Genomic DNA, 16,901 nt, shown 5'->3' on the forward strand with positions numbered 1-16,901 from the left:
GTAGCCAATTAATAATAATTTTATGAAAAAGCACCTATTTAAAATCTGGTTGGTTTGTTGTATGCTACATGGCGCGTATGGTTGGGTGACCGCATCGATAGTCGATGTCGGAATACCCGATATGCACGGGGAGCCGCAAATTAATCGAGACATTGCTGACATACAGGGCATACAGCAAATAGACGTCAGGGGAACCATAACCGATTCCACTGGCATAGCATTGCCGGGGGTGTCGATTGTTGTAAAGGGAAGCCGTAATATCGGAACAACGACCGACCTGAACGGAAAATACATTCTCGGCGTGCCGCCAGATGCTGTACTGGTATATAGTATGGTTGGTTACGGAACACAGGAAATCACAGTCGGTAATCAGGAAGTGATCGATGTCACACTCGTTGAGTCGTCTTCTCAGTTGGATGATGTGGTGGTGGTTGCTTTCGGTACCCAAAGAAAACAGGACATGATCGGCGCCGTAACTTCAATCAATCCTTCAGAACTCAAAGTGCCATCCAGCAATCTGACTACGGCGCTTGCCGGTCGGTTGGCCGGAGTGATTGCGTACCAACGCAGTGGCGAACCGGGGCAAGATAATGCGGATTTCTTTATCCGTGGCGTAACGAGCTTCGGCTACAAAGTAGATCCGCTGATCCTGATTGATGGGGTTGAATTTACTTCGACGGATCTCGCCCGTCTTCAGCCCGATGATATTGCGAGTTTCTCTATTATGAAAGATGCTACTGCTACTGCTTTATACGGTGCACGCGGTGCAAACGGAGTGATTCTGGTAACTACCAAAGAAGGTAAAGAAGGCAGGGCAAAGGTGTCGATTAGGATGGAAAATTCGTTATCACAGCCCACGCGGAATATTGGCCTCGCTGATCCCATCACGTATATGAGACTTCATAATGAAGCGGTGTCAACAAGAGATCCACTTCAGGCAGTTCCGTACTCGCAAAGCAAAATAGACAATACCATCGCGGAAACGAACCCGTACATGTATCCGGCTGTCGACTGGAGAAAGGAACTATTCAAGGAAAATACGATGAACCAGCGGCTAAACTTTAACGCGAGTGGAGGCGGTCAGGTAGCACGCTATTATTTTGCCGGTACATTCAATCAAGATAACGGGGTGCTGAAAGTAGATGGAAGAAATAATTTCAATAGCAATATCGATCTGAAAACCTATCTGCTCCGATCCAATGTCAATGTTAATGTGACCAAAACAACCGAAGTCGGGGTAAGATTATATGGCTCTTTTGATGAATATACGGGTCCGGTTGACGGTGGTGCCGGTATGTATAATAAAGTCATGCGATCCAATCCGGTGATGTTTCCGGCATACTACCCTAGTATGGATGGGTATCGGCATGTGAACCACATCATGTTCGGAGGTACCATGCTACCGGGCTACATCAATCCGTATGCTGATATGGTAAGCGGATACAAGAATTATTCACGCGCACTGATGCTGGCCCAATTTGAAGTCAAACAAGATCTTGAATTCTTTACCGAGGGACTTACGTTCAGAGCTTTGGGTAATACGAATAGGGAATCTTATTTTGATGTTTCCCGGTCGTACAATCCATTTTTTTACGAAGCTTTTGCCTATGACAAAGCAGACGATTCCTATCGGATTCAAGTGCTCAATGAATTGAGTGGAAGAGAATACTTGGATTATGAGGAGGGTCCTAAACGGATTACATCGGTGTTTTATCTGGAGTCTGCACTGAATTACAACCGGACATTTAGAGACAAGCACGGGCTGAGCGGTATGTTGGTTTACGTCATGCGTCAGACCCAGCAGGGTAACGCCGGGGACTTACAGCAGTCGCTTCCTTATCGGAACCTCGGGTTATCAGGCCGATTTACCTATGCCTATGACAGCCGTTATTTTGCTGAATTCAATTTTGGTTATAATGGATCGGAAAGATTTCACAGTAGTCATCGTTTCGGATTCTTCCCTGCAGGCGGGGTCGCGTGGCACCTTTCGAATGAAAAATTCTGGGAGCCGCTTTCTTCAGTTGTGCCACTTTTCAAAGTAAGGGCAACATACGGGTTGGTCGGAAACGATGCGATCGGTGGGCCGGAAGATCGTTTTTTCTACCTGTCCAATGTTAATATGAATAACGAAAACCGCGGAGGCAGGTTCGGAACAGACAATGCTTATTACCGGGACGGGGTTTCTATTGCCAGATATGATAACGTCGATATTACCTGGGAAACTGCCGAAAAGATTAATTTGGGACTTGAACTGAACCTGTTTAACAAGCTAGGCATCCAAGCCGATTTGTTTTCCGAGTATCGCCGGAATATTTTGATGACCCGGGCGTCTGTGCCGGGCTATATGGGTCTGTCGGCGGCTGTGCGATCTAATGTTGGGGAAGCCTCCGGGCGTGGATTGGATTTGTCCGTGGATTACCAACAGTTTTTTGGTCCCCACATATGGATAACAGCCCGTGGTAACTTCACCTACGCCACAAGTGCCTACAAAGTTTATGAAGAACCGCTGTATGATCAAGAATGGTGGTTGTCGAAAGTGGGCTATCCGTTATCACAGCGATGGGGATACATTGCCGAACGTCTCTTTGTCGACGATAATGAAGTGGCTAACTCCCCAGTGCAGAATTTTGGTGATCAACCCCGGGGAGGAGATATCAAATACCGGGATATCAACGGTGACGGACAGATTACCACATTGGACCGTGTTCCCATAGGAAATCCCACTACACCCGAAGTCATATATGGGTTCGGCTTCTCGTCAGGGTATAGAAATTTTGATTTATCCTGCTTTTTTCAGGGGCTGACACAGGAATCGTTTTGGATTGACCCTGAAAGAACAGCTCCTTTTGTCGGCAACCAGCAATTGCTGCAAACCTATGCGGACAACCATTGGTCTGAACGGAATGGAAATATCATGGCCCTGTGGCCTCGATTGAGCGACTTCGCGCATTCAAACAATACCCAGCCGAGTACCTGGTTTATGCGGGAAGGTTCTTTCCTGAGACTTAAATCGGCTGAATTCGGATACACCGTCCCCAAAGAGCGGCTGCGCCGCGTCAAAATGGAGTCTCTGCGGGTGTATCTGAGCGGAACCAATCTGTTGTCATGGAGCAGCTTTAAACTTTGGGACGTGGAAATGGCTGGCAATGGATTGGGTTATCCCATACAGCGGGTCTTTAACCTTGGTGTTCAACTCTCATTTTAAGCACGATGAAAAGAAAAATTATCGCTATATGTTTAGCAGCCACATTACACGCCTGTAGCTATCTGGAGGTAGTACCTGACAACGTGGCGACCCTTGATAATGCGTTCAGCATGCGTAGTATGGCAGAACGTTATTTGTTTACCTGCTATTCGTGGTTGCCTAACCACGCAGATGTTTTTAGAGGCAACCCCGGATTTACCGCTGGCGATGAGTTTTGGTTTTATAGCAATATTACCACGAACTACAATTCATGGCGTATCGCGCTTGGCAACCAAAATGTACTCGATCCCATAGCAAATTTCTGGAACGGGGCTGCCGGGGGGAAGAATTTGTACCGCGGGATCCGAGAGTGTAACATATTTCTGGAGAACATTGGACGTGTGGAAGACATTTCCGAAACTGAGCGGTTAAGATGGATCGCTGAAGTTAAATTTCTTAAAGCCTATTATCACTTTTGGCTGGTACGTATGTACGGTCCGATTCCGCTCATTCGGGAGAATCTGCCGATTACAGCCAGTGTGGCGGAAATCAATAGCATAACGAGGCAGCCTATTGATGATTGTTTTGACTACATTGTCAGTTTACTGGATGAAGCCGCGCTTGACTTGCCTGATATGGTGCAGTTTGAAGTACAGGAAGATGGCCGGATTACCAAGCCGATTGCATTATCTGTCAAAGCATTGGTACTCGTCACCGCGGCAAGTCCGTTATTTAACGGCAATCAGGATTATACGCATTTTGTTGGTCCGGACGATAACCCCTTCTTTGATCCGCAATTCAGTCAGGAGAAATGGGAGCATGCGGCGCAGGCTTGTATAGAAGCGATTAACCTGTGCCGCTCGGTAGGTATGGAACTCTATCGTTTTATTCCGGGGTCGGGACAAAGCCTTTCCGATACTACACTAACAGAGCTTAGCATTAGAAACAGTGTAACCCAGCGTTGGAATTCCGAAATTATTTGGGCAAATACCAACAGCATGGTTACACAGTCTGTCCAGGTAGAGGCTCAGCCCAGATTATTCAGCGGAACAGTGTCGTTGCAGAGCCGGCTGGCCCCTCCGCTTAAAATTGCGGAAATGTTTTACAGCAGGAACGGTGTACCTATTGAAGAGGACCTCTCCTATGATTATGTAGGTCGGTATAGTCTTCGTACGGCTGTTCCATCCGAACGACTCTATCTGAAAGAAGGTGGAGATTATCCGGTATTACATTTTGACCGTGAACCTCGTTTTTACGCAAGTTTAGCGTTTGACGGAAACAGGTGGTATGGACAGGGTAACTTTGACGACGAAGACAACCTATATATAGAAGCGAAGTTCGGTGGTGTAGCGGCAGGCGGCGTTTTCGATTATTCCGTAACGGGGTATTGGCCAAAGAAGCTGGTTAATTACCTGAATGTTGCTAACCCGAATACGTACACCGCCCAGCCTTATCCATGGCCTATTTTCCGGCTAGCCGATTTATATCTGTTAGGTGCAGAAGCTATTAATGAAGCATATGGGCCATCTAGATCTAGCGATGTATTCGAACTGCTTGACCCAATCAGAGAACGCGCAGGACTCCTTTCTGTTGAAGAAGCATGGTCACGCTTTTCGTCACAGCCAATTAAACATACAACGCAACAGGGATTACGGGACATTATCAGGCGGGAACGGATGATCGAGCTGGCGTTCGAGAGCCACCGGTTTTGGGACGTCAAAAGATGGAAGATGGCTCAGGAGCTATGGAATGAGCCCATCACAGGATGGGACCGGCTTCAGGAAGTTGCGGAATTATATTATAGACCCCGATTGCTTTTCCAACAAAAATTCAATGTCAGGGATTATTTCTGGCCAATTAGGGAGTCGGAGTTATTGATAAATAAAGGATTGGTGCAAAGTCCGGGGTGGTGATTTAAAAACCGTTATTCCCCAGAATGTTTCACATAAATTATTCAAACATGATCAATAAATTATTATCACTGTTCTTGCTCCTGCTCGTATTCAGTGCGTGTAAGGAAGAACAATTAAAACCGATCAGCGAAGATGGGGCAGCACCCGGAAGTATCCAGAATTATGCTGTAAAGAATATCCCGGGCGGAGCCGAAATCACATTTGGTACTGACGCTGGATCTGGCGTATTGTACGTAGAGGCTGAATGGCAATTGCATGACGGCGTCAAGATGTCTGCTACAGCATCTTATTTTTCCAGGGAGCTGCTTATTGAAGGCTTCGGTGATACGACTGAATATGATATTAAGCTATATGCCGTTGGACGAAATTTAAAGCGGTCCGATCCAGTGACCGTTAAAATCAAACCCTTAACTCCGCCTATATGGGATGTCTTTACTTCCCTGACGCTACTGGAAGACTTCGGTGGGATGTCAATTGATTTCGTTAACATTCATGAAGATGACATCACCATTAATGTTTTTGCAGAAGACGAGATAGGAGATTGGGAACCTGTTGATATATTCTATACGGGTAGAAAAGAAGGGAGGGTTTCAGTCAGGGGGCTTCCGCCGGAGCCGACTAAATTCGGCATTTATGTCAAAGACCGGTGGGACAATCAATCCAAAATGATGGTTGCCGAGTTGACCCCGCTGTATGAAGAACAATTGGATAAAAGTAAGTTCCAACGCTACGATTTGCCAACAGATGCAGCCCAGTGGAATCAGTCCCGAATTACTAACCTTTGGAGCGACGACCTTGCTGGGTTTGACGCTGGCTCAACAGGTTGGTTCCGGACCAATAACGGGTCGGGAATACCGCATCACTTTACATTTGATATGGGGACCACAGCTAAGTTGGGTCGCTTCGTAGCATGGCAAAGAGGAGTAGTCAGCCAGAAAAGCTTGTTATACTCTGGCGGTACTCCTAAGACGTTCGAAGTTTGGGGAAGTAATTCACCAGATCCGCTGGGTAGTTTTAACGGGTGGGAGAAGCTGATGGACTGTGAGATTGTCAAACCGTCGGCCAGACCAGTGGGGGATAATACGCTCGAAGATGAGGAAGTAGCGTTAGCTGGTCATGAGTTTACGTTTCCGATAGATGCACCACCCGTGCGGTATATCCGTATCCGTATCACCAGAACATGGGGTGGGGTAGACTATATGTGGCTGAGTGAACTCACATTTTATGGACAGCCAGAATGATGAATGTGTTGTCGGAAATTTTTAAAGATGACCAAGAGCGTGAAAATAATAAATTTCATTAACTAATTAATGATGAAAAAATATAACTATAGCCTGCCATATCTGCTTGTTCTGCTTGCCACTTTTATAGGTTGCCAGAAGCAGGACGCAACTTATCGGGAATTTATCGAAGGAGGTGAGATTACTTATGTTGGGAAAGCCGATTCCATAAAGGCGTTTCCGGGTAAAAACAGATTGAAGCTCCAATGGCTGCTCATAGCAGATCCGAATGTGAGCAACGTACGAGTTTTATGGAATAACAATCAAGATGTATTGGAAGTGCCTGTCAACAAAACATCGGAAATTGATACGGTTTCGATTATTATTCCCGATTTAAATGAGGGGTCCTATCTCTTCAATGTGTTTACGTATGATATGGATGGAAATTCATCCATCCGGGTGTCAGTAGATGGGCAGGTATACGGCGATACGTATATCGCCTCCCTGTTGAACCGGACTGTCGAAACAGGTTTTTTTGACGATAAAAAATTGAGTATAGTCTGGTACCCTGCTGATGATGAAGAAATCGGAACAGAACTGGAATATACCGATGAGGATAATGTCACACATACCATTATGGTTTCTCCTAATACAGACACCCTGGCGTTGCCTCATGATTTTCAATTGGGTACCGCGGTGAGATATCGGTCGTTATATTCACCCGATAGTTTATCCATTGATACGTTTTATACCACTGAATATACCCGTATAGATCCCAATATATGGTATGTAGAGCCGCCTGTTGAACTCGATGTAGAACTTGATAAAAGTCTGTTTTCGATATATCCGTTACCTGGTGACGCAGTGGCCGCATCATTTGCCAATAATAATTTGGCCAGTTTGTGGAGTGGTGTGTTTATCGGAAATCAGGCGGCAGGAGCCTGGTATCGGACAGTAGATGGATCCGGGATGCCTCATCATTTCAATTTCGATTTGGGGGTTGTCGCCAAACTTACCAGCCTGCGTGTCTGGCAAAGGGGGGCTTTCGACCAGAATAGTTTGGTATATGCGAATGCAAATTTACGTAAATGGGAAATATGGGGAAGCACCGATCCCGCACCGGACGGGAGTTATGATGGGTGGACGCACCTGCTAACGTGCGAGTCTTTTAAACCATCGGGGTTGCCCGTAGGACAACGTTCGCCAGAGGACATCGAGTATGCTCAGGCGGGAGATTTGTTTGAGTTTGCTGAAGATGTCCCGGAAGTACGATACATTCGTGTAAAAGTATTGGAAACTTGGGGGAATACGACGGCCATGTTTGCAAGCGAATTTACTTTTCGGGCAAGTGAATTGACAGAAGTGGATTAAAAAATGTAATGGATTCTACACGCACACTTTTTCTGTTATTCATGCCCTATTTCCTTGTCATGCCCGGTACATTGATGGCGCAAGATCTGTCTTGGAATCTAGCCGGGTCATTACCTGTGGAAAAAGGGTTGAGTGGAATGGTTGCGGGAGTGAGCAACGGCGCGCTGATTGTAGCCGGGGGCAGTAATTTTTCAGCGCCGATCTTACAGGGGGGTACTAAGGTATTTTACGATGATATTTATGTGGCCACAGATCTAGCACAGCTCAATTGGAGACATGCGGGCAAGCTGCCTAAGGTACTGGCTAATTCGGCATCGGTTTGCGTTGGCGGTGGTATATTGGTAATGGGAGGTACTGATGGTTCTTCCGTGTCTGATGATGTGTTTTTTCTAGCGTGGGATGAAACAACCCAACGTATCACAATAGACAGCTCCTTTCCCCGTTTACCCTACCCGGTCGAGTCATTATCGGCAACGTGTTTGCAACATACGGTATATGTAGCCGGAGGAAACGCGGCGGATGGTAAGTCGAAACACAATTTCTGGAAGCTAAAGCTTGAGGGTACTGTTGATATACCGCGGGCGCAATGGGAAGAAATGCCGCCATGGCCGGGAGCCGAACGTGCCGGATCGGTATTGGTTGGATATGCGGACGGGGTGTGCGAAAGGATTTATTTATTTGGTGGAAAAGGAACACAATATTACAGTGATGCCTATGCATACGATCCGCAGAGCAACACTTGGAAGATACTGGCTCCCTTACCAAGACCGGCTTATTTTAGCCATGCAGTGACCATGGGTGCCGCGCAAATAGCTGTATTCAGCGGGTCAGATGGTCATAATGCTACACAGGCCATTGCTATGCAGGATAATTACCACATGCCCAAGGATGTTCTCTCTTATCATACGCTCAATAATGAGTGGTTCGTGTTGGGCGACATGCCGGTAGGTGTGGCAGGGGCTGGAATTGTAAAGCGGAATAATCAAATACTGATCATCGGCGGAGAACTGAGGCCAGGAATACGTACCGGTGTAATTCAAATCGGAGCATTGCAGACCGATTTTCAAGGTCTGCCAATTGTGAGATAATATGATGAAATGGAATCCATATGATGGGAATATCAATAGATTTGGCGTAAAGCGAGTGCTTTTTTTTGTTGCTGCATTGATTTGCTTGTTGGCCGTAGGCGTAGACGATACAGAAAGTTCCGGTCAGGAGCGGGGCGTAGAGGTGGTTAATGTGGGTTCAAAGCTGGAATTGATGATAAATGGATTCCTTATCGATAGCTATTACGGCGATGTGAAACATAAATTGCACCATCCCCAATCGCAGAACATCGCAATTGTTCATGATAGCCCATGGGAACAAGGGAGAGGTACTTACCACACTATATTCAAGGACGGTGACGTATACAGGATGTATTACAGTGCTGGCAAAAGTTTTATCTGTTATGCTGAAAGCCAGGATGGTGTGCATTTCCGGAAGCCCGATTTGGGGATTGTGGATTTCGATGGGGCCGGCACTAATAATATTGTATGGAAAGGCGGGCCTATCAGCCACAACCTTACGCCATTCAAGGATACCAATCCGAATTGTCCACCCGAGCGTCGTTATAAAGCAATAGGCGGCGTAGATACTTCCGGTGTTTTTGCCTTGGTTTCGGCCGATGGTATACAATGGTCAAAATTGTCCGATCAAGCTGTTCTAACGGATGGTTGGTTTGATTCGCAAAATACTGTCTTTTGGGACAGTACACGAGGTCATTACCGGATGTACTACCGTGATTGGCACAGGCAGAGCCCTGCACGCAAGGTTCGGGGTATTGTGACCGATAGGATTTATCGAGGTATTAAAACCGCTATCTCAGCGGATTTCACTAATTGGGCCGAGGCTCGATGGCTCGAATACAATAATGCACCAAATGGAGATCATTTATTAGAACACACACACTTGTATACAAATTCGATCAAGCCGTATTACCGTGCACCACATATCTATTTGGGTTTTCCGGTACGTTATGTCGAAAGGGCGTTTGGTGCGTCCAGCAGGCAGTTGCCCAATGCGGAAAGGCATGAGCAACATATGCGGCGCATAGGGCGCGAGAATGCGCTCACAGAAGGGGCGCTCATTGCAAGTCGCAACGGTACTACTTTCGATTATTGGAGCGAGGCCTTCATCAGGCCGGGATTGCGTAATAACAATTGGGTTTACGGTGACAATTACGTGGCATGGCATGCCGTTGAAACTATGTCTGGACTATCTGATCAAATTCAGGAACTTTCTCTTTATGCTACGGAGAATTCTGGTACACGCAAACCTAAGCAGCTCCGCCGCTATACGCTCCGGATTGACGGTTTTGTTTCCCTAAATGCTTCGCTTGTTGGTGGCGGTATAGTAACTAAGCCAATCCGGTTTGATGGAGTCCGTTTGATTATCAACTACGCCAGTTCTGCGGTGGGTGGCTTGAGAGTCGAAATTCAGAATAGCGAGGGTAAGCCAATATCCGGTTATACCTTGTCTGATTGTGACGAGATATATGGAGACCAATTGGATCGCACGGTGACATGGAATGGTAGCGAGGACGTCGCAGACCTTAGCAACAAACCGATCAGGCTCCGTTTTTCGCTCGCTGACGCGGACTTATATAGTTTTGTGTTTCTCGAATAGCTTCGGTCAGGGAGATGCCAATCCCGGTTTGGAGCTAAGCATGCCGCTTTTTAGCTTTTGTAATATTAAGAATGATATATATGAAACATGTAATTGCGTTAGACTACGCACTAAGTAAATTCCGGCCGCTTGCAACAATCATCAGTTATGATGATTTTGACAAGGGTCTCAACGGATGGATAGACTTACACCCCAATTATGTCGGTAATGGATTCAATACATTACGGTATAGCCATGTTGACAAAACCCAGTGGGGGCCCATCATGCTGAGCTCGGCCAGCTTCCGTTTTGCGGGCACACACGGATCGATGGATGGTACCTATTCCCTCAAACTATCGACAAGACCAGTTGCCAATGTGTATACAGAAGCACCGGCACCCGGGAGTTTGTCGCACGGAATCAAGCGGTTGACTACGCATTTACCCAAAGGCCTTCGGCAATTTGAGATGTGGTACGCTTATACACCTGAGCAGGACCGTCAAGGGCTTAGCGAACAGGCGATGCGCGCATTCGGTGTGTTTTTTGATATTCAGGACGATGATTACCGGTATTTTATCGGAGCCCGTTATCTTAATGCGGTGGATGGCGAGATGGTTAGGAAATGGCAGGTTTTTCAGGCGAAGGATGTATCCGATCTGGAGTGGGCTTACGGGGTGGAAAACGACTGGTGTAAGCATGGTATAGATGCCATGTGGTACGGGAACCGCAGGCCCGATGGTTCTACCGATGGTTTCGAATGGGTTCCGGATGGTTACCAAGACCTCTGCTACAATGAGAGTGATGATAAAATCAATTGGAGTTATCTCCGTTTATTGATCGATACGGAGAAGCGGGAGTATGTAGAGTTACAGTCGGGCAGTACCGTGTTTGACCTGCGGGGCATGAAACCTACCCTTACTCCGCCTTATGCCAGAATCAAAGGGCTGTTCAATCCCAGTGTCTGGGTAGAGAACGATACAGACCGGAGTGTGTTTTTTTATGTGGATTCCATTGTAATTTCCGGAGAATAAATATCAGATGAGACATTTTCATGCATCGGCGGTAGAGCGCCGGATAACGATTACGGACAATTTGGTTTCCCACCCCATGGAAGCGGGTTGGGCGTCGGAAGCTATTTTCTTTTTGATTGTTGAGGAAGTACAGGGTACGGATGCAAAATTACAGGCCACGGTCGAGATTTCTGCGGATGGGATCAATTGGATCCCGGAAGGAACGGAGTTTCCTATAATCAAGCAACCCGGTCATTATTTTGCCAAAGTTTCACATTTTGGTAATTGGCTGCGGGTAAATGGTGTGGTGTCGGGAACAGATGCTTCCATCAAGCTATCTGTGCACCTGCATACCAAATCATAACATAGCAGGTACTATGGATAGAAGATCAGCAATTAAGACGACAGCGATTTTGATGGGAGGGGCGGTTTCCCCGCTTGGGCTTAGTGTGTTCATCAATGGGTGTACGCAAGAGACGGGGTACGAAAGTGTGGGTGCGTTTTCCCCGCATCAGGTTGGTATGCTGGTTGAAATAGCAGATATAATTATTCCGGAAACGGAAATACCGGGAGCCAAATCCGCTCAGGTAGGGCCTGTTATGGCCCGGATCATAAGCGATTGTTATCCAGACCGTGTCCTGCAGGACTTTTTTGCGGGCTTCGCCGAATTTGAGCGGCAGGCTAGGCAGCGCTTCCGGAAAGATTTTAGCAAATTGGAAATTGCTGAACGGGCTCAGTGGTTGCAGGAGTGGAGAGCACAGGTTTTGGAGGAAGAAACCGAAAAAGCGAAACAGAACCTGCTTTTTTTCGCGATGGTAAGAGACCTGACCATATTGTGTTACACGACATCTGAAATAGGCAGCACACAATTACTGGAATATATACCGGTGCCGGGCCGGTTTGACGGATGTATGGATTACAAAGAAGAGGATAAGCGGTATGTTATTTAGACCGATCATATACAAGTTATGAACTTGAATTTAAAAGCAAAAGAGCAACATACGTATGATGCCATTGTAATCGGAACCGGAATCAGTGGCGGCTGGGCCGCCAAGGAACTTACGGAGAAGGGGTTGAATGTGCTGATGTTAGAACGAGGTCGAAATATTGAGCATATCAAAGACTATGACACAGCCTTGAAAGCTCCGTGGCAGTTCACCTACCGCGGCCGGATTACGGAAGAACAAAAGCGGACCCATCCCGTACAACGAAGGGCAAGGGGATATAATGAATATAATGAAAGTTTATGGGTAAATGATGAAGAATGCCCTTACACAGAAATCAAGCGTTTTGATTGGTTTCGCGGTTACCATGTGGGTGGGCGGTCTTTGATGTGGGGTAGGCAATGCTACCGGTTGAGCGACCTGGATTTTGAAGCCAATCTCAAAGATGGTTATGGGGTGGACTGGCCGATCCGGTATCGGGACATAGCACCGTGGTATGATTATGTGGAGCGTTTTGCGGGAATCAGTGGACAACAAGAAAATCTTTCCCATTTACCCGATGGTCAGTTTTTGCCACCGATGGAACTGAATTGTGTAGAAAAATCGGTAAAGGCAAGGATTGAGCAGCATTATGAAAGAAACCGTGTCATGACCATAGGCCGCGTAGCTAACTTAACAGTGCCCCATAACGGAAGGGGACAGTGTATGTACCGGTATCTGTGTAACCGGGGATGCCCCTTCGGTGCTTATTTCAGTACCCAGTCAGCCACACTGCCCGCAGCCATGGCTACCGGACGGCTTACGCTTCGCCCGTTTTCTATTGTGACTCATATGCTGTACGATAAGGAAACCCAGAAGGCAACAGGTGTTTCAATAATTGATGCAGAAACGCATGAGACGATTGAATTCTATGCCAAGATTATCTTTGTGAATGCATCAGCATTGGCGACGACGTTCATTCTGTTGAATTCTAAATCGGAGGCGCATCCCGAGGGGCTGGGAAATCAAAGCGGCCATCTGGGGCACAACCTGATGGACCACCATTTCCGGTGTGGCGCCAAAGGAGAAGCCGAGGGCTTTGATGATAAATATATGTATGGGCGGAGGCCGACCGGAATATACATCCCCAGGTTTCGGAACATCAACGGTGAAAAACGGGCGTACTTGCGCGGTTTTGGATACCAGGGAGGAGCAACACGGTCGGGGTGGCAGAATACGGTTGCCGAGCTTGCATTCGGCCGGGAATTGAAAACCGCACTGGCCGAACCTGGAAAATGGACGATCGGATTTAACGGCTTTGGCGAAACGTTGCCCTACTATGAAAATAAGGTATCGATCGATTATACGAAAACAGATAAATGGGGTCAACCCGTATTGGCAATTGACTGTGAGTTCCGGGAAAATGAAATGAAGATGCGCAAAGACATGATGGAAGATGCTGCTGAAATGCTTGAGGTGGGCGGTGTGAAGAACGTGACAACTTATAATGACAGGACTTTCCCGGGAGCAGCCATACACGAAATGGGTACCGCCCGTATGGGGAAAGACCCCAAGACCTCCGTGCTCAACCAATGGAATCAAATGCACGAGGTGAAAAATGTATTTGTCACTGACGGGGCCTGCATGACTTCCAGCGCCTGCCAAAATCCCTCCCTGACTTATATGGCACTTACCGCCCGCGCGTGCGATTATGCGGTTAAAGAGTTAAAAAAGCAGAACATCTAATGCAATGACAGAAATAATTCATAACCAATAATTATGCATAAGATTGATTATATTATTCTCATAACTTATTTCGTAGGCGTATTAGCTCTCGCCGGCTTCTTCAGTAAATCACAAAAATCACTCAAGGATTTCTTTATGGCCAGCGGAAATATTCCCTGGTGGGCGGCTGCGTTTTCCGGTATCGCCACCGTAGCCAGCGCCATATCGTATATCGGCGGGGTAGGGCTCGGTTTTAGTCATGACTTCTCGTTTTTGCAATATCGGTTAGCTTTACCCATTGCCATCGCCGTTATTTGTATCATCGTTCTCCCATTTTTTTATAACCTGAAGCTCTATTCTATCTATGAATATCTCGAAAAGCGGTTTAATCTGGCGATAAGGTTATTGGGTAGTGGTCTTTTCATTCTTTTTAAATGTTGTTTCTTAGCCATAGGGATATATGCCCCAGCTATTATCATCAGCGTTTTAACCGGGTTTGACATCATCCTCATCGTGTTACTTACCGGGGTGTTAACCACTTTATATACCTTGATGGGCGGTATGAAAGCAGTGATCTGGACCGACGTGCCCCAGCTGATTATTATGTTGGGCGGTATCTTTGTTATCATAGGTGTGGGGGTGGCCGGTGTAGACGGCGGATTTGCTGAAGTGATGAATATCGGGAGGGAACACAACAAGTTTGATTATTTCAATTTTTCCCCAAAACTGACCGATACATATACGATCTGGAGCGGTATTATCGGAGGGACCTTTTTGATTATTTCCCAATTCGGAACTGACCAATCGGAAATGCAGCGTTTCTTGACGGTCAATTCCCTGCGAAAGTCCAACATTGCGTTGATTACCTCAGTCCTGTTCGCTACCTTGTTGGGTTTCCTTATATTTTTTGAGGGATCAGTGCTGTATGCTTTCTACGAACAGCGGGGGCAGGCCGATATTGCAACCAACGAAGTTTTTATCAGGTTCGTCATCGAAGAGCTACCGGTTGGTGTCCGGGGATTTCTAATTGCGGCATTATTTGCTGCGGCCATGTCAACCATCAGTTCGGTGCTCAATTCCCTGACAACGGTTTTCCTGTCCGATTTTTACAATCGTTTTAAGGAAAAGGAAGCTACGGTTACCTTAGCCAGGGTTGTTACCATGGCTATCGGTTTTTTCTCCACATTGCTTGCCTGTTTGGGAGGATACCTTGGAAACGTACTGGAAGCCGCCACCACGGTCATCAATTTTTTTGGCGGGGCATTGGTTGGTGTATTCCTATTGGGGATGATTAACAGAAAAGCAGGGGCAAAAGGAGCTTTGATTGGGTTTTTAGGCGGTTTTGTGGCAGTGTCCATGATTGCAGGGCTTACTGACGTTTCCTTTATGTGGTATAGCGCCATTGGCGGCACAACTACATATATTCTTGGAAGCTTGGTTAGCTTTGTGCTGAAGGAAAGACTCCGACCCGATCAGTCGTTGTTGGTTTATCAGCGGAAGAAAAAGAGCAAAGTATAATAGGTATGCAGTTGATTGTGAAAAGCGACAGCGCTCTACATTTACGTGCGTTGAAGAATATTGCCGTTGTTTTAGTTGTTGCGCTTAATTTAAAAGTGGGTTACGCAAGCGGGGATGAAGACAGTTTAGCCCATAACGGCAATTGTCTACATGTGGATACTGCGCTAATACCCTGGGCCGGAAAACTTACGGCTCCCGGAAATGTACGTGTTGCGGTTCCGTCATTAGCGGAAGAAGGCCATGCCCATCTGGCGTGGCCAAAAGCAATCCGAACATCCAATGGAACCATTCTTCTTGCTTACTTAGCCGGGAATTTCCATGGCACGCATGGAGGACACTCTCCTGCGGTTTCCATTTCATATGATGATGGAAAAACGTTCGGTGCACCCCGTATTTTAAAAGATTTTTCTTCTGACCGTGAATATACGGCGAGCGGGAACCTTGCCATGGGGATAGCAGAAGATGGAGCAATTGTACTATTGGCTATGGGTTTTCGGGGGAACGAGTCAAACCATATCTTCGGTTGGCGGTCAGTAGATGATGGTAAGTCGTGGGACACTGTAGATACGGATGCATTGGGGCCCAACAAGACCGGGTCGGTATGCGGAACGATAGTCCAGTTACCTGATCAACGATTGATGGTGATGGGTCATTACCGGAAAGGGGCAGCGCCTTATCAAACCGGTATATGGCAGTCCATTTCCCTGGATAATGGCAAATCATGGGGTAAGCCGAGAATGGTAACCAACATTAACGGAGGGGAGCCGGTACTTGTGAGGACCGGTAACCGCCTGCTCGCTTTTATCAGGGGACGGGGAGTTGGTGCTACCCATCAGTATTTGGCAATCTCTGATAATTATGGTGAAACATGGAGGGTAGAATTAACCGATATTGTGGCCCAAAATGATCATACCAAAGGATTGGCGCATCCTTTTGCCATGGTAAACCCTACAAAGGAAGATGAATTGATGGTGATTACAGTTGAAAGACCCCTTCCCGGAAGTGTTTGGCTGTGGCGGGGCGGAGTAAAGGATCTTGATTTTAAGATCGATAAGCTTCTTATGGAAATACCCGATGTTGATGGTGATAGGCGGCCGGATTATGGATATACTTGGTTGTTGGCTTTAGGAGATAATCGTTATTTGATGTTTTATTACCATGGGCTCAGTAGAGGGGATAACTCAATCTGGGTTGCGGAATTTGAATTAAATTGAAAACCTATAGATAATTCATAAAGGAATATGATTGAGTAAAGACCGTTATCGGCTAGGGCGTTTTTGTCCCGCCGCGGATATATTTCGTTTAGTCCAATATAATCACAAAAAAATGCATTTTACAACATCACGAATACGGAAATATTTGAAAAAGAAAGCATTCAAGCCGAGCGACGC

Annotated in this window: 12 protein-coding genes; all 12 read left to right on the forward strand. The window is 46.6% G+C overall.

Translation table 11 applies throughout. From position 1 onward, the window contains the following. Positions 1-22: 22 nt before the first annotated feature. The 12 genes from U9S71_RS04920 (at position 23) to U9S71_RS04975 (ending at position 16,724) form a co-directional block, all read left to right on the forward strand. Entirely contained in the window at positions 23-3,205 is a 3,183-nt protein-coding gene (locus U9S71_RS04920; protein ID WP_326325707.1) for a SusC/RagA family TonB-linked outer membrane protein, read from the forward strand. A gap of 5 nt (positions 3,206-3,210) precedes the next feature. Then, complete coding sequence (locus tag U9S71_RS04925) at positions 3,211-5,097, forward strand: RagB/SusD family nutrient uptake outer membrane protein (RefSeq protein WP_326325708.1); 1,887 nt, start codon at positions 3,211-3,213, stop codon at positions 5,095-5,097. 47 nt (positions 5,098-5,144) lie between these two features. After that, positions 5,145-6,338: a DUF5000 domain-containing lipoprotein gene (locus tag U9S71_RS04930; RefSeq protein ID WP_326325710.1), complete on the forward strand. Its 1,194-nt coding sequence runs from the start codon at positions 5,145-5,147 to the stop codon at positions 6,336-6,338. A 69-nt stretch (positions 6,339-6,407) separates the two neighbouring features. After that, positions 6,408-7,688, forward strand: coding sequence for a DUF4998 domain-containing protein (locus U9S71_RS04935; protein WP_326325711.1), 1,281 nt, complete (start codon positions 6,408-6,410; stop codon positions 7,686-7,688). Between the two features lie 8 nt (positions 7,689-7,696). After that, on the forward strand, positions 7,697-8,776 hold the full coding sequence (locus U9S71_RS04940; protein WP_326325713.1) for a Kelch repeat-containing protein: 1,080 nt from the start codon (positions 7,697-7,699) through the stop codon (positions 8,774-8,776). Between the two features lies 1 nt (position 8,777). Continuing rightward, complete coding sequence (locus U9S71_RS04945; RefSeq protein WP_326325714.1) at positions 8,778-10,355, forward strand: hypothetical protein; 1,578 nt, start codon at positions 8,778-8,780, stop codon at positions 10,353-10,355. A gap of 80 nt (positions 10,356-10,435) precedes the next feature. Further along, the gene (locus tag U9S71_RS04950; RefSeq protein WP_326325716.1) at positions 10,436-11,365 is read left to right on the forward strand and encodes a DUF6772 family protein; all 930 of its coding nucleotides are present in this window, start codon (positions 10,436-10,438) and stop codon (positions 11,363-11,365) included. A gap of 7 nt (positions 11,366-11,372) precedes the next feature. Beyond that, on the forward strand, positions 11,373-11,708 hold the full coding sequence (locus U9S71_RS04955) for a hypothetical protein (protein WP_326325718.1): 336 nt from the start codon (positions 11,373-11,375) through the stop codon (positions 11,706-11,708). 13 nt (positions 11,709-11,721) lie between these two features. Further along, a complete protein-coding gene (locus U9S71_RS04960; RefSeq protein ID WP_326325719.1) occupies positions 11,722-12,294 on the forward strand; it encodes a gluconate 2-dehydrogenase subunit 3 family protein in 573 nt (190 codons plus the stop codon). A gap of 18 nt (positions 12,295-12,312) precedes the next feature. Beyond that, complete coding sequence (locus tag U9S71_RS04965; RefSeq protein ID WP_326325721.1) at positions 12,313-14,013, forward strand: GMC family oxidoreductase; 1,701 nt, start codon at positions 12,313-12,315, stop codon at positions 14,011-14,013. Positions 14,014-14,046: 33 nt separating this feature from the next. Next, positions 14,047-15,510, forward strand: coding sequence for a sodium:solute symporter family transporter (locus U9S71_RS04970; protein WP_326325723.1), 1,464 nt, complete (start codon positions 14,047-14,049; stop codon positions 15,508-15,510). Between the two features lie 5 nt (positions 15,511-15,515). Further along, positions 15,516-16,724, forward strand: coding sequence for a sialidase family protein (locus U9S71_RS04975; protein ID WP_326325725.1), 1,209 nt, complete (start codon positions 15,516-15,518; stop codon positions 16,722-16,724). The last annotated feature ends 177 nt before the right edge of the window (positions 16,725-16,901 follow it).

Origin of the sequence: Parapedobacter flavus, from assembly GCF_035818675.1 — a bacterium.
GTDB classification, from domain to species: Bacteria; Bacteroidota; Bacteroidia; order Sphingobacteriales; family Sphingobacteriaceae; genus Parapedobacter; species Parapedobacter flavus.